At 71.7% G+C, this 19,787-nt stretch carries 15 protein-coding genes; 9 read left to right on the top strand and 6 right to left on the bottom strand.

Features of this window, described 5'->3' with window-relative positions; genetic code table 11:
* Positions 1–18: 18 nt before the first annotated feature.
* Together BU204_RS06710 and BU204_RS06715 are read left to right on the top strand one after the other, a co-directional pair.
* Positions 19–375, top strand: a complete 357-nt coding sequence (locus BU204_RS06710; RefSeq protein ID WP_075124823.1) for a YciI family protein — start codon at positions 19–21, stop codon at positions 373–375.
* Positions 363–1,703, top strand: a complete 1,341-nt coding sequence (locus BU204_RS06715) for an RNA polymerase sigma factor (protein ID WP_075124682.1) — start codon at positions 363–365, stop codon at positions 1,701–1,703. Before BU204_RS06710 ends, BU204_RS06715 begins: the two co-directional genes overlap by 13 nt.
* A 183-nt stretch (positions 1,704–1,886) precedes the next feature.
* On the opposite strand, the gene BU204_RS06720 is transcribed toward BU204_RS06715, so the two are convergent.
* The 5 genes from BU204_RS06720 to BU204_RS06740 form a co-directional block, all read right to left on the bottom strand.
* Entirely contained in the window at positions 1,887–3,710 is a 1,824-nt protein-coding gene (locus BU204_RS06720) for a phosphoenolpyruvate carboxykinase (GTP) (protein ID WP_075124683.1), read from the bottom strand.
* 383 nt (positions 3,711–4,093) lie between these two features.
* A complete protein-coding gene (locus tag BU204_RS06725; protein ID WP_075124684.1) occupies positions 4,094–4,912 on the bottom strand; it encodes a hypothetical protein in 819 nt (272 codons plus the stop codon).
* 79 nt (positions 4,913–4,991) lie between these two features.
* The gene (locus BU204_RS06730) at positions 4,992–6,827 is read right to left on the bottom strand and encodes a dynamin family protein (RefSeq protein ID WP_075124685.1); all 1,836 of its coding nucleotides are present in this window, start codon (positions 6,825–6,827) and stop codon (positions 4,992–4,994) included.
* On the bottom strand, positions 6,824–7,333 hold the full coding sequence (locus BU204_RS06735) for a hypothetical protein (protein ID WP_075124686.1): 510 nt from the start codon (positions 7,331–7,333) through the stop codon (positions 6,824–6,826). The genes BU204_RS06730 and BU204_RS06735 overlap by 4 nt, the downstream gene beginning before the upstream one ends.
* A 7-nt stretch (positions 7,334–7,340) precedes the next feature.
* Complete coding sequence (locus BU204_RS06740; protein WP_075124824.1) at positions 7,341–8,933, bottom strand: dynamin family protein; 1,593 nt, start codon at positions 8,931–8,933, stop codon at positions 7,341–7,343.
* Positions 8,934–9,070: 137 nt separating this feature from the next.
* On the opposite strand from BU204_RS06740, the gene BU204_RS06745 reads away from it, so the two are divergent.
* The 7 genes from BU204_RS06745 (at position 9,071) to BU204_RS06775 (ending at position 16,036) form a co-directional block, all read left to right on the top strand.
* Positions 9,071–10,225, top strand: coding sequence for a sensor histidine kinase (locus tag BU204_RS06745; RefSeq protein ID WP_456297877.1), 1,155 nt, complete (start codon positions 9,071–9,073; stop codon positions 10,223–10,225).
* A gap of 25 nt (positions 10,226–10,250) precedes the next feature.
* On the top strand, positions 10,251–10,907 hold the full coding sequence (locus BU204_RS06750; protein ID WP_075124687.1) for a response regulator: 657 nt from the start codon (positions 10,251–10,253) through the stop codon (positions 10,905–10,907).
* A 244-nt stretch (positions 10,908–11,151) separates the two neighbouring features.
* Positions 11,152–12,120 (top strand): ABC transporter ATP-binding protein, encoded by a 969-nt coding sequence (locus BU204_RS06755; protein ID WP_075124688.1) that lies wholly within the window; start codon positions 11,152–11,154, stop codon positions 12,118–12,120.
* 4 nt (positions 12,121–12,124) lie between these two features.
* Positions 12,125–12,886, top strand: a complete 762-nt coding sequence (locus BU204_RS06760) for an ABC transporter permease (RefSeq protein ID WP_075124689.1) — start codon at positions 12,125–12,127, stop codon at positions 12,884–12,886.
* Positions 12,887–13,270: 384 nt separating this feature from the next.
* The gene (locus tag BU204_RS06765; RefSeq protein WP_075124826.1) at positions 13,271–13,834 is read left to right on the top strand and encodes a hypothetical protein; all 564 of its coding nucleotides are present in this window, start codon (positions 13,271–13,273) and stop codon (positions 13,832–13,834) included.
* A 240-nt stretch (positions 13,835–14,074) separates the two neighbouring features.
* Complete coding sequence (gene trmB, locus BU204_RS06770; RefSeq protein ID WP_233159642.1) at positions 14,075–14,707, top strand: tRNA (guanosine(46)-N7)-methyltransferase TrmB; 633 nt, start codon at positions 14,075–14,077, stop codon at positions 14,705–14,707.
* Positions 14,708–14,725: 18 nt separating this feature from the next.
* Positions 14,726–16,036: an amidohydrolase family protein gene (locus tag BU204_RS06775; RefSeq protein ID WP_075124691.1), complete on the top strand. Its 1,311-nt coding sequence runs from the start codon at positions 14,726–14,728 to the stop codon at positions 16,034–16,036.
* A gap of 33 nt (positions 16,037–16,069) precedes the next feature.
* Here the strand turns inward: BU204_RS06775 and BU204_RS06780 are convergent, their stop codons facing one another.
* Positions 16,070–19,765, bottom strand: a complete 3,696-nt coding sequence (locus BU204_RS06780) for a S8 family serine peptidase (protein ID WP_075124692.1) — start codon at positions 19,763–19,765, stop codon at positions 16,070–16,072.
* Positions 19,766–19,787 lie beyond the last annotated feature (22 nt).

Raw genomic sequence — 19,787 nt, forward strand, 5'->3', positions numbered from 1 at the left:
GACACCAAGGAGGAGAGCATGCCGAAGTACGTCGGCTTCCTGCGCGGCGGTGACGAGGCGCAGAGCCAGCTGAGCCCCGACGAGGCGCAGCGCACCCTCGAGCGATACCTGGCCTGGAGCGACGACCTGGACCGCACCGGCAACACGACCGGGGGCGGCGGACTGTCCCGCGGCGGTCGAGTGCTGCCGCGCAACGGCGGAGGGCTCGGCGTCACCGACGGGCCGTTCGTCGAGGGCACCGAGATCCTCGGCGGTTTCATCACCCTGGAGGCCGCCGACCTCGACGAGGCGGAGAAGCTCTTCTCCAGCCATCCACACCTCGACTTCGGCGTCATCGAGGTGCGCAAGATCGGTGAGCAGGGGTGCGAGCCCTGACGGCCGAGGGGGAAGGCCCGGGCCAGGTCGTCGAGCGGCTCTTCCGGCACAGCGCCGGGCGGCTGACCTCGACCCTGGCCAGGGCGCTCGGTCCGGCCCGCATCGACCTCGTCGAGGAGGCGGTCCAGGAGGCCCTGCTGCGGGCGCTGCGGCGCTGGCCGTTCACCGGCGTCCCGGACAACCCGCTGGGCTGGCTCTACCAGGTCGCCCGCAACACCGCCCTCGACCTGGTGCGCCACGACGAGGTCGTGCGCGCCAAGCTGCCCCTGCTGGTCGAGGACCGGCCGGCCGGCCGGGACGAGCCCGCCGAGCTGGCCGACGACGAGCTGGCCATGGTGTTCCTCTGCTGCCACCCGGGATTGCCGCTGGCCTCCCAGGTGGCGCTGACCCTGCGGACGGTGGGCGGCCTGGGCGTGGACGAGGTAGCCGCCGCCCTGCTCACCCGGCCGGCGGCGGTGGCCCAGCGGTTGGTGCGGGCGAAGCGGTGGCTGCGGGACCACGCGGAGGCGATCGAGGTCCCCGGCGTCGACGAGCTCGGTTCCCGGGTGGACAGCGTGCTGACCGTGCTGTACCTGCTGTTCGACGCGGGGTACGACGCGGCGGTCGGGGAGTCCGCGGTACGCGGCGAGCTGTGTGCCGAGGCGATCCGGCTGACCCGGCTGCTGTGCCGGGACCCGAGGACCGACCTCCCCAGGGTCCGTGCCCTGCTGGCGCTGATGCTGCTGCAGGCGAGCCGGCTCGCCGCACGCACCGACGAGGACGGTGACCTGCGCCTGCTCGCCGACCAGGACAGGGGGCGCTGGGATCAGGCGATGATCACCGAGGGCGTCCGGGTGTTCGCCAGTTCCTGTGTCGGCGAGGAGCGGTCCACCTACCACGTGGAGGCCGCTATCGCGCTGTGCCACGCGATGGCGCCCGACATCGAGGGCACGGACTGGGCACGGGTCGTCGCGCTCTACGACGACCTGCTCGCGACGCGCTACTCGCCGGTCGCCGCCCTGAACCGGGCCATTGCCTCGGCCATGGCGCTGGGCCCGGCTGCCACCGCGACCGCCGCCGCCGAGCTCGACCGGCTCCGTGAGGAGCCGGCGCTGCGGGACTACCACCTGCTGCCCGCCGCGCTCGGGGCGCTCTGGCTGCGCGCCGGCCGTCCCGACCTCGCCGCCCGGTACTACCGCGAGGCCCTCGGCAAGCCCTGTTCCGCACCGGCCAGGAGGTTCCTGCTCGACCGGCTCGAGCACTGCGCGGGTCGCTGTCCACATACCACTGTGGACAAACCTGACGTCCCGGCCCGATCGCCGGACGGGGAGGGTCGGACGGCGACGTGACGTCGGTCTGCGGCGGGCAGCGAGCTCCACAGGCTGTGCACAGCTTCATCCACAGCCTGGGGACAACTCCGGTGGACAGCTCCGCTGGCGGCCACTCATGGCCACCCTGAGGCGATCGATGACGCAGAACGCAGCGGCGGGGGCCACCCGGTCCGGTGGCCCCCGCCGCTTCGGCCGGCTGGCTCAGCCGAGCCGCTGCTTGAGCACCTCCAGCTCCTCGCGGAGCAGGGTCGGGAGCTTCTCGCCAATCGTGTCGAACCACTCCTCGATCATCGGCACCTCGGCCCGCCACTCCTCGACGTCGACCTCGAGCGCGGCCTCGATGTCCTCGCGGGCGGCGTCCAGCTCCGCCAGGTCGAGGTCGTCGGCGGTGGGCACGTAGCCGATCGGGGTCTCCTGGGCGGCCGCGGTGCCCTCGATCCGCTCGACCGCCCACTTCAGCACGCGGGAGTTCTCCCCGAACCCGGGCCACAGGAAGCGCTTGTCCTCGCCCCTGCGGAACCAGTTGACGTAGAAGATCTTCGGCAGCTTCGTGGCGTCGGCCCGCTTGCCGGTGTCGATCCAGTGCTGGAAGTAGTCACCAACGTGGTAGCCGATGAACGGCAGCATGGCCATCGGGTCCCGGCGCACCACACCGACCTTGCCCTTGGCCGCGGCCGTGGTCTCCGAGGAGAGCGTGGCGCCCATGAACGTGCCGTGCTGCCAGTCGCGGGACTCGGTGATCAGCGGGATCGTCGTGGCCCGGCGCCCACCGAAGAAGATCGCCGAGATCGGCACGCCCTTCGGGTCGTCCCACTCCGGGGCGAGGATCGGGCACTGCGCCATCGGCGTGCAGTACCGCGAGTTCGGGTGCGAGGACGGCTCGTCGCTGTCCGGGGTCCAGTCCCGCTTCTTCCACGAGGTCAGGTGGGCCGGCGGCTCCCCCATGCCCTCCCACCAGATGTCACCGTCGTCGGTCAGGGCGACGTTGGTGAACAGCGAGTTGCCCCGCTCGATCGTGCGCATCGCGTTCGGGTTGGTGTGGTAGTCGGTTCCCGGCGCCACGCCGAAGAACCCGGCCTCCGGGTTCACCGCGTAGAGCCGGCCGTCCTCACCGAAGCGCATCCAGGCGATGTCGTCGCCGAGCGTCTCGACCTTCCAGCCGGGGATGGTCGGCTCGAGCATCGCGAGGTTGGTCTTGCCGCAGGCGCTCGGGAAGGCGGCGGCGACGTAGTACACCTTCTGCTCGGGCGAGATCAGCTTGAGGATCAGCATGTGCTCGGCCAGCCAGCCCTCGTCGCGGCCGATGGTCGAGGCGATGCGCAGCGAGTAGCACTTCTTGCCGAGCAGGGCGTTGCCGCCGTAGCCGGAACCGTAGCTCCAGATCTCCCGCGTCTCCGGGAAGTGCGAGATGTACTTGGTGTCGCTGCACGGCCACGGAACGTCCTGCTCACCCGGCTCCAGCGGCGCCCCGACCGAGTGCAGGGCCGGCACGAAGTCGCGCTCGTTGCCCTCCGCGTCGAAGAACTTCTCCAGCACGCCGGTGCCCATCCGCGTCATGATCTTCATCGAGGTCACGACGTAGGCGGAGTCGGTGATCTCGACGCCCAGCATCGGCTTCTCCGCCGACAGCGGCCCCATGCAGAACGGGATCACGTACATCGTGCGACCACGCATGCAGCCCCGGTAGAGCTCGGTCATGGTCGCCTTCATCTCCGCCGGGTCCACCCAGTTGTTCGTCGGACCGGCGTCGGCGGCGTCGACCGAGCAGATGAAGGTCCGCTCCTCGACCCTGGCCACGTCGTCCGGGTCCGAGGCGGCCCAGAACGAGTTCGGCTTCTTCGCCAGGCGCGTGAGGGTGCCGGTCTCGACGAGCCGGTCGGTCAGGCGGGTCCATTCCTCGTCGGAGCCGTCGACCCAGACCACCTCGTCCGGCGTGGTCAGCTCAGCCACCTCACGAACCCAAGACAGAAGCTGCTGGTGCGTCGTCGGTGCGTTGTCCACACCCGGGATTGCCACTGCCGTCATCTCGCTTCGTCTCCTGACTGACGCCGAAAGCCAAACAGGACCCCGTTGTCCCATGCGCTGTCGCGCCGGACGTCGGCGTCCTGCATGAAACGGCAAAGCCCCCGCCCGAGGCTCGGACGGGTTTGCCGCATTGGGGATGTAGTGAGGTTAACCAGATGTTCGGCGTCTAACCGGTTTCAAGCCTGTCTGGTGGCTCACAAGACCGATTCGGGAATCGATTCAGCACTCAGATGTACGAGTCGATGCGCTCTGGCCTGCGTGTTCTTCGGCACTCGACAGCGCCCTGAACAAGATTTACGGTGGCTGGAAAACGACGATCCCGGCACCCGAAGGCTGCCGGGATCGTTCTGACGGGTGTTTTCACCCAGGCATAAGCGATCTGATCAGCGCTCTGCCCACACGGCGTCCGAGCCGCTGGAAGCCTCGGGGGCGTAGGTGCCGTCGGTGCCGAGGGTGCCTTCCTCGGTGACGGTCCACTCGTCCTCACCGGTGTGCTCGGCAACCGTCACGGTGCCGTCCTGCTCCATCTTGACGGCGACATCGGCCTCGCCGTCGCCGTCGACGTCGGTGAAGGCGTAGGTGGTGCCGTCCGAGTCGGTGACGACCGCGGTGTCGTTCTGGCCGTCGCCGTCGGTGTCGTAGGTGGCCGGCCCGGCGTTGATGTCCTCGCCGGGGACGTCGACCGAGATGCTCTCGCCGCTGGTGTCGGTGCCGCTGGTGTCCGTGCCCGTGGTGTCCGTGCCCGTCGTGTCCGTGCCCGTGGTGTCGACACCGGCGTCGGTGCCCGTGTCAGTTCCGGTGTCAGTGCCGGTGTCCGTGTCCGAGCCGGTGTCGGTTCCCGTGTCGCCACCACCGGTCGCGTCGTCCGCACCGTCGCCGCTCGGGGTGGGCAGGGTCTCGACGCTCTCGTCCCGCCACTCACCGGTGGACTCGTCGTACTCGGCCCCCGCCACGACGTTGCCCTCGCTGTCGTACTGCACCGCGACGTCGGCCGTGCCGTCGCTGTCGGTGTCCGCGAACGCCACGAAGCTGCCGTCCTCGGTCTGGACCACGGCGGTGTCGTTCTGGCCGTCGCCGTCCATGTCGTAGTTCTCCTCGACCGAGTACTCCTCACCATCGACCTCGACAGTGAGCGCGTCCTGCCCCGCGTCGGTCTCGGTCGCGGTGGTGTCCTCGGTGGTCGTGTCGTCGTCCACGTACACGGGTCGCCCCCTCTTTCGCGGTCTCTGGTGCGTTGTGCGCGGGTATGACTGTCGACGGGCTCCGCCGGTTCCGCGTTTCTCAGGCGCGGTCGCGAACCGACCGGATGCTGGCCAGCAGCTTCTCCGCCCGCTCGCGGCCCGAGCTCACCTCTGCCAGGCGCTTGTCTACCACGGCCAGCCGCTTGGAGCGCTCGGCCGTGTCAAGCCGTAACGCCTTGTCGACCTCGCGTAGCTCTTCCTCGATGCCGGTGATCCGCTTGCCGAGGGCCTCGTCGAGCGCGAGGGCGAGCTGGGACTCGGCCTCGATCAGCTGCTCGGCCACCAGCTGGTCGAGGGTGGAGCGGGCGTCGGCGATCGACTCGGACAGCCACTGCTTCATGTGCTGCTTGTCCGCGGTGTGGCGGCGCGTCTTGGCCAGCCACCACCCCGCGCCGAGCCCGATCATGATCGTCGGGACCAGCAGGATGGGGGCGGCGACGGCGCCGGCGAGCGGCAGCAGCGCCATCTTGCCCGCGCTGAACCCACCGGTGACCCCCATGAACACCAGCAGCTTGTCCTCGGCCGTGGGTGGGCGCTTGTCCGCCGGCCGCACGATGATCGGCGACCCGCCGGCCCTGGCGAACTGGCCGCGGATGACCTCCAGCTCGTCCGGCCGGAACAGCTCACCGAGCACGGTCTCGGTGACCTGGTTGAGTCGGTAGGACACCGACATGCTGATCCGGCCGGAGACCATCTGCAGCGCCGCGTCCACCTGGGCGGGGAGCTCGCGCAGCCGGTCCTTGTCGGCTGCGTCGATGGCCTGCCGGAACCAGGACTGGACGTCGCGCATCTGGCGGGCGACCTCGTGGTTGTTCTCCACCCGGGTGCGCTGGATCTCGCTGCGCATCCGCACCTGCCAGCCCTTGGTGGACGAGCGGCGCTCGGTGGTCAGCTCGTCCTTGCGCGCCCGCAGTGACTCGGCCTCCTCCTCGCCTGTCGACAGGGCGCGGCGCTCGTTGTCCAGCTTGACCCCGAGCGTGCCGAGGGCGCTGGACAGCGCACGCAGGGTGTTGGCCTCACCCAGCATCACCGACCGGCCGACCAGCAGGTCGGTCAGCGCGGTGCGCAGCTCCACGACGCCCGAGCGCTCCTCCAGCATGGCCGCGGCCTCCGCGCTCGGTGCCTTGCCGGCCATCTCGTACATGCGCGCGGAGACCGGGTAGAACCGCGCGCCGGCGAAGCGGGGCGCGTACTCGGCGAGCAGCGCCTGGTCGGACTCCAGCACCTGACGCCAACCGCGGTAGGCATCCACTTTGGACAGAGCGAACACCACGGTCTCCACACGCTCGCCGATGTTGGCGAGAAAGTTGAGCTCTCCCAACGTGAACGGTGCCGAGGCGTCCACCACGAACAGGAGCGCGGTCGCCGAGGAGGCAGCCTCGGCGGCGAGCTCGCCGTGCACCGAGTCCAGCCCGCCCACCCCTGGGGTGTCCACAAGGGTCATCTTGTCCAGCAGCTCGAGCGGACCGTCGACCTCGACGTACCGCGGCGGGAGCTCGCCGGCGGGCAGCTGGTGCGACGCGGAGACCCAGTGGTTCAGCTCGGCGAGCTCCACCGGCACCGGCGCGAGCTGGCCGGGGTAGCAGGCGCGGGCCTGCCAGCTCTCCGCGTGCCCGAACACCAGGTAGGTCGCCGTCGCCACGTCGGCGTCGACCGGGGACAGCGACGGCTGCCCGAGCAGCGCGTTGACCAGCGAGCTCTTGCCCCGGTTGGTCTCGCCGACGACCACCGCCGACGGCTTCCCCCTGCGCTTGGCCCGGATCTCCTCGACCCACCGCGCCGCGTCGGGGTCGCTCTCGCGCAGCAGCGTGAGCAGCTTCTCCCGGGCCTGGGCGACCTGCTTGGGCAGGGACATGGGCTGAGCCGGGGCGCTCATCGCCCTGCCTTGCTGTAGACAGTGACGACGGGTGCGCGGAGCAGCTCGCCCCGGTCGGAGAAGCCGACCACCTCGGTCTCCGCGACGAGGCCGTCCAGCGAGTCGTCGGCGGTGGCGACGGTACCGCCCGCCTCGTGGTGGGCCGGGTCGAACCGGACGCCGTCCGGCCGCACCGCGGACACCCCGACCCCGGCCAGGCCCTCCTCGATCCGCTCGGCGACGCCGGCACTGCGGGCGCGGTCGAGCGCGTAGAGGCACAGCTGCACCAGCGAGCGGCGCTCGGCGAGTGCCGCCTCGAGCGCTCCGTCCACCGCGGGCCCTGCCTCCGGTGGCCCCTCGGCGGGCGCCTCTCCGGCGTCGGTCGGCCGGGGGCTCGGTGGGGTCGGAGGGCTCGGCGGGTCGCCGGCGCCACGGGCCGCGTCCGCGATCACCGAGGCCTTCACCTCGATCGTCGACTCCGACCCGTCCTCGGTCTCGTCCTTGCCGCGCCTGAACCAGGAAGCCATGTCCTACTCACCCCGCCTGCTCGCGAAGTTGTTGCCAGATGAGGAAATATGCGCGGTGCACCACATGCGCGACGCGGCTCTGCGCCGGCGTCGCACCGAAGGAGGCGAAGGAGCGCCACCAGCCGGCCCGTTCCAGCGCGTAGGCCGAGAGCTCCTTGACCGGACGGCCCCTCATGCCGAGCTGCTCGCCGATGTCCGCGCTGCTGCCGACCCGCAGCACCTCCTCGGCGAGGTCCTCCGGCATCGCCACCGCGCCGGAGGTGACCAGCGTCAGCGCCTCGAGCAGGCGCAGCTGGTGCGCCTCCGGCTTGGCCAGCAGCACCTCGATCGCGTCGTGCACGCGTTGCCGTTCGCCGGGGTCGCCCGAGGCGTGGGCGAGCGCGGTGACCGACGCGAGCGCGGCGGCGGCCTTGATGCCGTCGGCCCTGGCGCGGAACACCGCGTCGAGCCGGCTGCGCACCCCGGCGAGCCCGGAGGCGTTGAGCAGCGTCCGCCGCAACGCGCCCGCGGTCAGCTCGGGGTCCGCACGCAGCGCGTCGACGGCGCAGCGGACGCCGTAGAGGTCGAGCTTCTCCAGCAGCCGCGCGCGGGTCCCGGGCGGCACCTCGCAGTCCCAGGTGGTGAAGATGTCCGCGGACAGCAGCATCGTCTCCCAGGTCGCGTCGTCCAGTTTGGACAACGAGCGCAGCGCGTCCGCGTCCGCGGAGGTGAACCCGCCGGACTCCGCCGACTCCGCCAGCAGGCCGATCACCGGGATCACGTCGGCGACGCGCGGCCGCAGCGTCTGGGCCTGCTTCTCGGCCAGCAGGCTCGCGGCCTTCCACACGTCGCCGTCCGCGCCGGTGACCGACTCCGGCGCGATCGTGTCGGCCTTGTTCAACACGGCGATCGCGTTGACCGGTCCCGCCTCGCGGCTCGCGGTGGCGGCGGTGAACGCGGCGAGCGCCTGCTGGTCGTCGGCGCGCACGCCCTGGGTCACGACGTAGAGCACGGCCTCGGCACCGGCCACGGCGTTGCGGGAGGTCGGGTCCAGCTCGTCGCCGCCGTCGGCTCCGTTCCCGCCGGCCTCGTCGTCGTCCTCGTCGGGCTTGCGGTGCTTGGCCGCACCCAGCAGCTGCTCGGTGCGCCTGACCGAGGCCGCGTCCAGCGAGCCGAGGCCCGGGGTGTCGATCACGGTGAGGTCGCGGAGCACGGCGTTGGTGAGGTACGCCTCGAGGTGGGAGACCTGGTCGAAGTCGACGTCGAGGTCGCCGGGGATCATCCCGGTCGCGTCGAACGGCAGTACCTGCTTGCGCCCGTCGAGGAAGACCAGCTCGACCCGGTCGACCGTCCCGTACTGGAACCGGGTGACCAGGCGTGTGCACTCGCCCACGTCGGTTGGCGCGACCCGGCGGCCGATCAGGGCGTTGACCAGAGTGGACTTGCCCGACTTGATCCGGCCGGCGACGGCCACCTGCAACGGGGCGGACAGCCGCCGGAGCACCTCGCGGAACCCCGCCGCGGTGCGCGCGGACACCTGCGGTTGGAGGCGCGTGCACAGGTTGGCCACCGCGGCCGACAACGGCCCGGCGAGGTGCGGCTGATCGGTGGCCGTGGTCACGTTCACTCCCCTCACCAAGGCGCTGCCCTGATCGTCCCACGCTCAGCCCAGCGGCGTACCCGGGATGCGACCTCGGCCGGATGCCGGGTGCGCGGAGCATGCCTACGCTCGGAGGCGTGCGGCGGTTGAGCCTGTGGATGAAGGGGCACCCGGTGTTCGGCGACAGCCTGATCGCCGCCCACCTCCTGGCCATCGACCTGTTCCTCTACGTCGTCCAGGTGGTGACACCGGAGGATCCGACCACCCCGCCGCCCTGGTACGTCGCGGTGCCGCTCACCCTCGGCGTGGTCGTGCCGGTCGGGTTCCGCCGCAAGTATCCGGTCGCGGCGGCGTACGCCACCCTGCTGTTCGGCGTGCCGCACTCGATCCTCGAGCTGGGCATCGCGAGCCTGTTCACGACCTGCATCTCGGTCTACACCCTCGTCGCCTACGTCAGTCGTCGCCAGGGGCTGCTGTACGTGCTGGCGAACGCCGTGGTCACCGGCGTCCAGGCGTGGCTGCAGTACTCCGCCCAGATGGTGATCCTGCTGATCGTCGTGGCGTTGATGTTCGCCCTGTGCTGGGTGCTCGGCGAGTTCGTCGGGGCCCGGCGGGCCTACCACGCGGCCGTCGAACAGCGGCTCGCGCTGCTCGAGGTCGAGCGGGACCACCAGGCCAGGATGGCCGTCGCCGCCGAGCGCGCCAGGATCGCCAGGGAGCTGCACGACGTCGTGGCGCATGCGGTGAGCGTGATCGTCGTGCAGGCCGACGGGGCCGCCTATGCCGTGCGCACCCAGCCCGAGCTGGCCGAACGCGCCGTGCGGACGATCTCGGCGACCGGCCGTGAGGCGCTTACCGAGCTGCGCAGGCTGCTCGGGGTGCTCCGCAGCGAGGACGCGCGGGACGACCTGACCCCTCAGCCGGGCGCGGAGTCGCTGGCCGAGCTGGCGGAGCGGGTGCGAGCGGTGGGGCTGCCGGTCCACCTGGAGATCACCGGTGCCGTCGACGACCTGCCCGCCGGGGTGGGCCTGGGCGTCTACCGGATCGTGCAGGAGGCGCTGACCAACACGCTCAAGCACGCGGGTCCTGGCACGCGTGCGGTCGTCCGGGTGGAGCGGAGCGGCGACCGGGTGGAGCTCGAGATCTGTGACGACGGGCACCAGGCGGTTCGGCCGCTGGTCGGGGTGTCCGGCGGGAACGGCCTGATCGGTATGCGGGAGCGGGCCCTGGTGTTCGGCGGTTCGCTGGACGCGGGACCGCGTCCAGAGGGCGGCTGGCGGGTGCTGGCGAGCCTGCCGCTGACCGCCGAGTGAGTACCGAGGCACTACGTTGACGTATGTGATCAGGGTGGTTCTCGTCGACGACCAGGAGTTGATGCGGGTCGGGTTCCGGATGGTGCTCGGCGCGCAGGAGGACATGGAGGTCGTCGGGGAGGCGGGCAACGGCCGGGACGCAGTCGAGCTCGCCGCCTCGCTGAGCCCGGACGTGGTGCTGATGGACGTGCGGATGCCGGTGCTCGACGGGGTCGAGGCCACCAGGCAGATCACCGAACAGGGCCTGGCCAAGGTGCTCGTGATGACCACCTTCGACCTCGACGAGTACGCGCTGTCCGCGCTGCGCAACGGGGCGAGCGGGTTCCTGCTCAAGGACACTCCGCCCGCACACCTGGTCTCGGCGCTGCGCTCGGTGGCCCTCGGCGACGCGGTCGTCTCGCCGAGCGTGACCCGCCGGCTGCTGGACCGGTTCCTCGGTGCGGCCGGCGGCCAGCTGCGCGACGCCGCCGTGCTGGACGCGCTGACCGAGCGGGAGCGCGAGGTACTGCTGCTGATCGCCCAGGGCCTGTCGAACACCGAGATCGCCCGCAAGCTGTTCCTCTCCGAGGCGACGGTGAAGACCCACGTCGGCCGGGTCCTGGCCAAGTTGGACCTGCGCGACCGGGTCCAGGCCGTGGTCCTCGCCTACGAGACCGGCCTGGTGCGCCCGGGCGAGCACTGACCTGAGGGCGGGCTCAGGGAGGGTGGGCGAGACTTCCTCGCGTCCCCTACCCGAGGACAGCCACGAATCAGGGTCGAGTCAGGGCGATTACGGATCCCGCCCACCTGAGGACTGATGGAGGCTACCTCCAGATGTTGACCCGAAGTGGCGACCAAAGGTGGAGGACGTGGACGTCGGCTCGACGCCACCATTGCTCCAACGTGAAAGTGCTCCACGGGGAAGCAAGACAAAACAGGGAGAGACCATGATTGAGGCAGTCGGCCTCAGCAAGCGCTACGGCAAGACGGTGGCCGTCGACGATCTGTCCTTCACCGTCCAGGCCGGCCGGGTCACCGGGTTCCTCGGTCCGAACGGCGCGGGCAAGTCCACCACCATGCGGATGATCCTCGGGCTCGACGCGCCCAGCGCGGGCAGCGTCCGGATCGACGGCAAGCGCTACCGGGAGCTGCACCAGCCGTTGCGGACGGTCGGCGCGCTGCTCGACGCGAAGTGGGTACACCCGAACCGCTCGGCCCGCGCCCACTTACGGTGGCTCGCCAAGTCGAACCGACTGCCCTCAAAGCGGGTCGACGAGGTGCTGGAGACCGTCGGCCTCACCGGGGTCGCCAACCGCCGGGCGGGCGGGTTCTCGCTCGGCATGTCCCAGCGGCTCGGCATCGCCGCGGCCCTGCTGGGCGACCCGCAGGTGCTCCTGTTCGACGAGCCGGTCAACGGTCTGGACCCGGAGGGCATCCTCTGGATCCGCCGGTTCATGCACCGGCTGGCCGACGAGGGCCGCACGGTGTTCGTCTCGAGCCACCTGCTCTCCGAAATGGCGCTGACCGCCCAGGAGCTCGTGGTGATCGGCCGAGGCAAGCTGATCGCGCAGTGCAGCACCGAGGAGTTCGTGGCCCAGGCCACCGAGAACACGGTCACCGTGCGCAGCCCGCAGCTCGCGCTGATGCGCTCGGCGCTGGACGAGCAGGGCGCGGGCGTCCGGGAGGACAAGGACGGTCTGGTCGTCTCCGGGATGGAGATGGCCGAGATCGGCGAGCTGGCCGCGGCCAAGGGTGTCGTCCTGCACGAGCTGAGCCAGCAGCGCGGCTCGCTCGAGGAGGCGTTCATCCAGCTCACCGGCGACTCCGTCGAGTACCACGCGATGGGCGTGGACGCCGACCCGATCGCCGAGGCGCAGACCACCGGGTCCACCGACCTCCAGCCCGCCGGGAAGTGACGACATGACTCTGCTCGCCGTTGAACGAATCAAGCTGTTCACCACTCGCTCGCCGATCTGGTGCACGCTGGCCGCGCTCGCGGTCACCATCGGGTTCGCCGCGCTGGTCGCCGGCGTCGACAACGAGAACCCCGCGACGATCGCCTCCAGCCAGTTCGGCTACGGCTTCGGCCTCGTAGTGATCATGGTGATGGCCACGCTGGCGATCACGACCGAGTACCGCTTCGGCACGATCCGGGCGACCTTCCAGGCCGTGCCGAACAGGATCTCCGCACTGCTGGCCAAGACGACGGTCGTGGCCGGGTTCGCCGCCCTGGTCGGTCTGGTCACCGCGTTCGGCTCGGTCGCCATCACGAAGGCCATCAAGTCCAACGCCGATCTCGCGATCAACACCGCCTTCGAGTGGCGGGCCACCGCCGGCACCGGACTGGTCTACGCGGCGGCCGCGATCATCGCGGTGGCGGTCGGCATCCTGATCCGGCACTCGGCCGGCGCGGTGTCGCTCGTGCTGATCTACAGCCAGCTCGTGGAGAGCCTGATCGCCCTGATCCCGAAGGTCGGCGACGACATCCAGAAGTGGATGCCGTTCTACGTTGCCAACCGCTTCCTGACCGGGGACCCGGACGTCACCAGCCGGGCGGTCGCCGAGGGGCCGCCGGCGTCGGTGACCCCGCTGAGCCCGTGGGGGGCGGCTGCCTACTTCGTCGGGTTCGCGCTGGTGCTGCTCGCCATCGCGCTGTTCACCGCGAACAAGCGGGACGCCTAGGAGGACCGACGTCGTGGTCCCGCGGCCCGCAGGGGGTGGCGGTCCGGGGGACCACGGCAGTCAGGGGGAGGAGCCCGGACCACCGTCCCAGGTGGTCCGGGCTCTACGTTGTGTGGGACCGTCGGTTCGATGCGCCGCGGTGTTTTACACCAGACGTTTCGATTAAGACCACGTTAAGCATATGTGATTCAGATCACATTCTGCGGACAAGCGCCGCCCAAAGCGGTCATATCGAAGGACAGCACTCCCCCGCACACGCACGCCCAACTTCAGATGTGGTTCCGGGCGTCCCATGGAGGTGGACTTGTGACGGTGGTTGACACCGGCCCGTTTTCCGAAGCCGCGGCAGCGGCGGAGCAACGACGCTCGTCCAACCCGCCGTCCATTCCCCCGTCCGTGCCCCCGGCCAGGTCGGCGATCGACGAGTCGCCGGCCCTGCGGGTCGAGCCGCTGATCGGTCTCGAATGGTCCCAGGCCATCGAGATGTGGGGTGCGGAGGACGCCACGGTGCCCTCCGAAACCCGGCGTGCCTGGGTACACCGTGCTCCGGAGCCGCAGGTGATGGCGCTGTACCGGACCATCCGGCGCTCCGGCACCGACGTTCCCGCACCCTGGTGGCTGCGCGCGCTGGCGGCCGGGAACCTGAGCTCCCGCGCCGAGGGGTTCGCCGTCGAGGACCGGGTCGCCAAGCTGCTGTCGGCGCGGCCGGGCTGGGTGTTCGTGCCCTGGGCCACCGAGGGCTCATCGGGGTACTGGGAGTACGTCCCCTCGGAGCGCAAGCTGCTCGAGCCCGGCATGCCGACGACGCTGATCCTCACCGACCGCCATCCGGGATGGATCGACATCCTGCGGGTGCACGTCGGCGAGACGCCCGACCCCGTGGCCGTCGGCGGTCTCCCCGACCTCCGCGCGAACCTCGCCCGGTTCGAGTCGATGGGGCCCGCCTAGGGCACGTCCGCACAGCCCTCGATCGCGGTCTTCGCGCCCAGCCCGCCGCTGGCGGCGTTGTCGGACAGGCCGAGTACGACCCGGTACGAGGCCTGCCCTCCGCCTTGCCAGCGACGACCTGGATCACGAAGCCCATCGACCGGGACTGCGCGGACGCGCCCTAGTCTCTCGCGGGTGGACTCTCCCCCCGACCTGACCGGCCGTCGCACCGTCGTCAGCTTCGTCAACCGCGGCGGCCGGATGACGGTCGGCCAGACCCGGGCGTGGGAACGGCACTGGGACCGGCTCGGCCGGAACGTGGCGGACCTGCCCGCGGGCCCGCTCGACCTCGACGGCTGGTTCGGCCGGTCGGCGCCGGTACTGCTCGAGATCGGCTCGGGCATGGGGGAGACGACGGCGCGGCTCGCGCAGGCCGAACCCGAGGTCAACTACCTGGCCGTGGAGGTCTACCAGCCGGGTCTCGCGCAGCTGATGATGCGGGCCGAGGCCCTCGGGGTGACGAACCTGCGGCTGCTGCGCGGGGACGCCGTCGTCCTGCTCGAGCGGCACCTCCCGCCGGACTCGCTGCACGGGGTGCGGATCTTCTACCCCGATCCCTGGCCGAAGAAGAAGCACCACAAGCGGCGCCTGGTACAGCCCTCGTTCGTGGCCCTGGTCGCCTCGCGCCTCGCCCCGGGCGGGCGGCTGCACCTGGCCACCGACTGGGAGAACTACGCCGAGCAGATGCTCGAGGTGCTCTCCGCGGAGCCGCTGCTGCGCAACCTCCACACCGACTGGGCCCCGCGGCCCGACTGGCGGCCGCTGACCAAGTTCGAGAGCCGCGCCGAGGAGGTCGGCCGGGCGAGCCGGGACATCGTCTTCGAGCGGCGCTGAGGCTGGCAGGATCTGGTCATGCGTACACCCGTCCGCTTCCGCGCCCCCGTCGTGCTGCCCTGCGACCCGTCCTGTTCCGTGCTGCGCGACGCCGTCGTCGACGTGGGTGCCGACGGGCGCATCACCTACTGCGGCCCCCGCGCCGAGGCCCCGGACACCGAGTTCGCGGAGCGCACGCTGCCCGGCATCCTGCTGCCCGGGCTGGTGAACATCCACGCGCACAGCCCGATGACCGTGCTCCGCGGGATGGGCGGCGACCTGCCGCTGCTGCGGTGGCTCCAGGAGATCGTCTGGCCGGCCGAGGCGAAGCTGACCCCGGCCGACATCGAGGCCGGGATGGTGCTCGGTTCGGTGGAGATGCTGCGGGGTGGCATCACCACCAGCGTCGAGCAGTACTTCCAGACCGAGCACCTCGTCCGGGCGCTCACCGCCACCGGCCAGCGGGCGTTGCTCGGCCCGGCGGTCGTGGACACCCCCGGCCACGACTGGCGCACCCAGCTGGAGGAGATCAGTGCCCGGATCGACACCGCCGGCCGGTTCTGCGGTGCCGACGACCGGATCGAGATCGGCTACGGCCCGCACGCCGCCTACACGCTGCCGCCAGAGGCACTGACCCTCATCGGGGAGGCGGCCAGGGCCCGGGACGCGCTGGTGCTGATCCATGTCGCCGAGTCGGCGGCGGAGGACGCCGTGCAGCGCGAGCGGTACGGCTCGGTCCCGCGGATGCTCGCCGAGGTCGGCCTGTACGGCGGCCGGGTGCTGGCCGCGCACTCGGTGCACCTCTCCGACGAGGACATCGCGATCTTCGCCGAGAACGGGGTGGGCGTGGCGCACTGTCCCGGCTCGAACGCCAAGCTGGCCTCGGGCGTGGCCCGGCTCGCCGACCTGCGCCGGGCCGGGGTGTCGGTGGGGCTCGGCACGGACGGTCCGGCCAGCAACGACGACCTGGACCTGTGGGAGGAGATGCGGCTCTCGGCGCTGTTCGCCCGGCTCGCCGCGATGGACTCCGCCGCGCTGGTCGCCGCCGACGTGCTGCTCCTGGCGACCCGTGGCGGCGCCGAGGCCGTGGGCCGGGACGACATCGGGGCGCTGGAACCCGGTCGGTGGGCCGACCTGGTGCACGTGTCGGTGGACGACCCCGCGTTCACCGGGGGCTTCGACGTATCCGACGAGCACCTGCTGGCGAACCTGGTCTGGGCCGGCGGCCAGCGCCTGGTCCGCGACGTCTGGGTGGCCGGGGACCAGGTCGTCGCCGACGGCGAGCCGACGGGTGTGGACCGGGCGCAGGCGCAGGCCGCCGCCGGCGCGGTGACCCGGCGCCTGGCCTGAGCCGGTGCGCCGGGACACCTCGCCGCGCTCGCCTCAGCCGAGCTGGTAGGCGCGCAGGACGGTCTGGCGGACCGTGTTGCCGTCGCTGTCGGTGGCCGTCGCCCGCAGCGAGACGAAGCCACTCGCCGGATGGGTGACGGTGACCTCCCAGTGCTTGCCGGACCTCCTGACCTGGGCCTGCCGCCAGCTGGCGCCGTCGTCGTAGGACACCTCGACCCGGTGCCCGACCACCTCCGGTTCGCCGTCCTGCCGTTCCACATAGGACGGGAAGCTGAACCGGCGACCGCCCGGTGCGCGGTTGGCCAGGTCAAGCTCCGGTGCGAACCGCGCGGTGAGCAGGGGCAGGGGTTGGTTCCGCGGCTCAGCGCCCGAGGACCGGAAGGTCCAGTCCGCGCTGACCGTGGTTGCCAGCGGCCACCAGGCCGCGGTGCGGGTCGCGGTCGCGGTCAACCGGTAGCGGGCCGCCGCGGGGAGCACCTCGATCCTCGCGTGCGTCGGGGAGTCGACGGTCGCCACCAGGGCGTCCTCCCGGTACAGGCTGATCGAACCGGTGATCTCCCGGCTGGGCACGCGCGGGCGGCCGGCCGCGTCCCCGTGCATGGGCAGGACCACGTCGACCACGTCCTCGGTCCGCCAGGCCCACGGCCGGGGGCGCGGCGGCCCCCCGGTCTCCTTGCCGGTCAGCGTCGTGCCGCGAAACGAGGGGCCGATCACCGCCCTGTCCCACTCGATCGGCCGGTTCCGCCCGGCGTGGAGCCTCCTGGTCTCGCTCAGCTGGCCGAGGTCCAGGCTGCCGTGCACGCTCAACGCCCATTCGCCGGGGGTGAAGTACTCGGTCCGCTGCTGGGGCGCGGTGATGGCATAGCTGTTGACCACCGAGACCGTCGTGCCGAAGAAGTGCGCCGACGCCCCCAGGAAGCGGTGCTGCCCGCCGTTGTCGTGGTAGGAGGTGGCTACGGCCGCGAGGTCGCGGGTGCGGGGCCGGTGCACCTGCGGCGTCGTGACCCGCCCGGTGACGCCGATCCACAGCTCGTACCGCAGCGCCGGATGCGGGGTGCTGGCGAACCGCACCGACGCCTCGTCCTCGGCCAGCACCGACCGGAACCGACCGGCCGAGACCGAGCCGCCCCACAAGGTCGGCAGCGCGGTGGCCACCTCGTCGTCCTCGCCGGCGGCCCTCGGCGCCGGGTCGCCCTCGGCCACCACCATGGCGAGCGACGCGCCCGCGTCGCGGATGCCGAGCGTCGTCTGCCGCAGCTGGCCGTACGTCGTGTCCGGCGGCATGTCGAACAGCACCAGCTTGCCCCGCACGTCGAGCGCCGCCAGTTCCGCGGGGGTCGCCCTGCCGGCGTACACCGCGCGCAGGTTCCCGCGCTCGGTCGGCACCGGTGAGGTGTCGAACCAGTCGGCGGCGACCTCGAACGGGTCCGGTCCGTCGACGTGCAGCTCGACCCTCGGTTCGGTGGCCTGGCGGGACAGCGCGAAGGCGTACCCGTCCGAGGAGGTGCCGGGTGCGGTGCCGACGTACAGGGCCTCGCTCCGCGGCTCGAGCTCGTCGTAGAACACGAGCACGCAGGCGCAGCCCGGCGCTCTGGTGATCACCTGGGACAGGTGGCTACCGCCGCGCGCCGCCGGGTTGTCCGGGCTGATCGAGGCCGGCTGCCCGGTCCTGGCGTCGAGCGTGATCTCGGTGTCGCGGTCGACCACCAGCTCCGGGTGGGTAAGCACGGTGAGGCTCGCCTCCCGTCCCGGCACCGGGGTCCTGATCCGGGCCGTGACCGAGTACCGGCCGGCCGGTACCCGGGCCGTGCCGTCGGTCAGGGCCTCGATCCGGCCACGCGGGTCGTCGAGGGCGAGCGCGAGCGCGCCGTCCCGGTCGCCCGTCGCGGGTGCCCCGTCCCGGTTCACCAGGTGGACGGTCAGGTCGTACATCTCCGGTTCCTGCTCGACCGACAGGGTGGTGCGGGTGCGCAGGCCGTCCGGACCGGTCGCGACGAGCGTGCCGGCGTAGGTGCCGGGGGCCGTGGCGGCGACGGTCACCTCCACCTCGGCATCCGCGCCGGGTGCCACGGTCACCGTGTCGGCGGACAGCGTCAGCATGCCCGCCGGCGCTGTCCCGCCAACGCTGTCGCGCAGCTCGGCCGCCAACGACAGCGTGACCGGTTCGGTTCCCGAGTTGTGCCAGGTCACCGCCCGGGTCTCGCGCCGGCCGGCGGTCGGCCAGGCCAGGAAGGCCGACACGCTGCCGGTGGCGATCACGCTCTGCCGGGTCGCCCGGTCGATGTCGACGCGACCCGTGCCCACGGCGTGGGGGTCATCTGACGCCTCCTTTGACACCTCCGTTGACGTCTCCGTTGCGGTGCTCGTCAGCGCCGCTTTCAGCCGGTCGGGTGTCCAGTCCCGGTGCTGCTGGGCGAGCAGGGCGGCGGCGCCGCTGACGTGTGGCGCGGCCATCGACGTGCCGTCCATGCGTTGGTAGGCCTCGCCAACCGGTTCACCCAGCGGCGGTACGTCCGCGGGTGCGGCTGCGACGATGCCCTCGCCCGGTGCCGCGAGGTCGGGCTTCGCCACGCCGTCGCGCAGGCGCGGGCCTCGGTTGGAGAACGGGCTCGGCGCGTCCGCCTCGCCCACACTTCCGACGGCGAGCGCCGTGTTCGCCGCGGCGGGCGTGGCCACGCCCCGGTCGGCACCGTCGTTGCCGGTGGCGGCGACGAACAGCGTGTCGTGCTCGGCGCTCAGGGTGTCGACCGCCACCGACAGCGGGTCGGTGCCGTCGGTGGCATCGGCGCCCAGGCTCAGGTTGACCACGTCGGCGTCGGTCTCGGCCGCCGCCCACACCATGCCGGCGAGCACGGAGGACATCGTGCCCCGGCCCTCGTCGTCGAGCACCTTGCCGATCGCCAGGTCCGCCTCCGGCGCGACACCTCGGTACCGACCTCCCGAAGCGGCGCCCGTACCGGCCGCGACCGAGGCGACGTGGGTGCCGTGCCCGTTGCGGTCCTCGACGCCGCCCGCTCCCGTGAAGTCCCGGGACTCCCGCACCCGGCCGGCGAAGTCCGGGTGGTCGGTGTCGATGCCGGTGTCGAGCACGGCCACGGTCACACCCCGCCCGGTCAGACCGCGCTCCCAGGCAGCCCGCGCACCGATCCGCGGCACGCTCGCGTCGGTGCTCGCCGTGACCTCTCGGTCGAGCCAGATCCGAGCCGTGCCGGCGCGACGGGTACCGACCCCGGTGATGTCCCGCCAGGCGGTCGCCGCGTGCGACTTCTCCAGGCGTGACGCGGTGATACCGACGGCGGGGAGCGCGTTGCGCCCGGTGTCGCCAACGGTGGCGTCCCGGGTCAGCAGCGGGATCGAGGCGGAGTGCCGGTCGTCGTAGCCCTGTCGCACCAGACCGGTGATGTTGAACAGCTCCCGGTCGAGAGTTCCCGAGTCGATCAGGGCGGCGGCGTCGGCCGGGATCAGGTACCGGTCACCGTGGATGGTGAGCTGCTGGTAGCTCCTGGGGCGCAGCGGGTCGGCGAACTCGACCCGCAGGGAGCTCGTGCTGGCCAGTACCCGATCGCCGGTGATCATGGTGACCTGGGTGACCTGCTCGGCCACCGGGGAGCGGGCGGGTTCCGCCGGGTTCGCCGGTTCCGCGGCGTTCCCGACGAGGACGACGCCGGCGGTGACGCTCAGCGCGATGCCGAGCGCGAGCAGGCAGCGCCGGAGGGGTCTGCTGTTCATGGGTTCTCCGAGAGTTCTCCGG

The organism is Actinophytocola xanthii, from assembly GCF_001921205.1.
GTDB classification, from domain to species: Bacteria; Actinomycetota; Actinomycetes; order Mycobacteriales; family Pseudonocardiaceae; genus Actinophytocola; species Actinophytocola xanthii.

Bases quoted from the DNA above. Each gene is read 5' to 3' on its own strand.
- BU204_RS06760 (WP_075124689.1), top strand. From the start codon at position 12,125: ATGACTCTGCTCGCCGTTGAACGAATCAAGCTGTTCACCACTCGCTCG.
- BU204_RS06730 (WP_075124685.1), bottom strand. From the start codon at position 6,827: ATGAGCGCCCCGGCTCAGCCCATGTCCCTGCCCAAGCAGGTCGCCCAG.
- BU204_RS06720 (WP_075124683.1), bottom strand. From the start codon at position 3,710: ATGACGGCAGTGGCAATCCCGGGTGTGGACAACGCACCGACGACGCAC.
- trmB (WP_233159642.1), top strand. From the start codon at position 14,075: ATGACGGTCGGCCAGACCCGGGCGTGGGAACGGCACTGGGACCGGCTC.
- BU204_RS06755 (WP_075124688.1), top strand. From the start codon at position 11,152: ATGATTGAGGCAGTCGGCCTCAGCAAGCGCTACGGCAAGACGGTGGCC.
- BU204_RS06735 (WP_075124686.1), bottom strand. From the start codon at position 7,333: ATGGCTTCCTGGTTCAGGCGCGGCAAGGACGAGACCGAGGACGGGTCG.
- BU204_RS06775 (WP_075124691.1), top strand. From the start codon at position 14,726: ATGCGTACACCCGTCCGCTTCCGCGCCCCCGTCGTGCTGCCCTGCGAC.
- BU204_RS06710 (WP_075124823.1), top strand. From the start codon at position 19: ATGCCGAAGTACGTCGGCTTCCTGCGCGGCGGTGACGAGGCGCAGAGC.
- BU204_RS06745 (WP_456297877.1), top strand. From the start codon at position 9,071: ATGAAGGGGCACCCGGTGTTCGGCGACAGCCTGATCGCCGCCCACCTC.
- BU204_RS06780 (WP_075124692.1), bottom strand. From the start codon at position 19,765: ATGAACAGCAGACCCCTCCGGCGCTGCCTGCTCGCGCTCGGCATCGCG.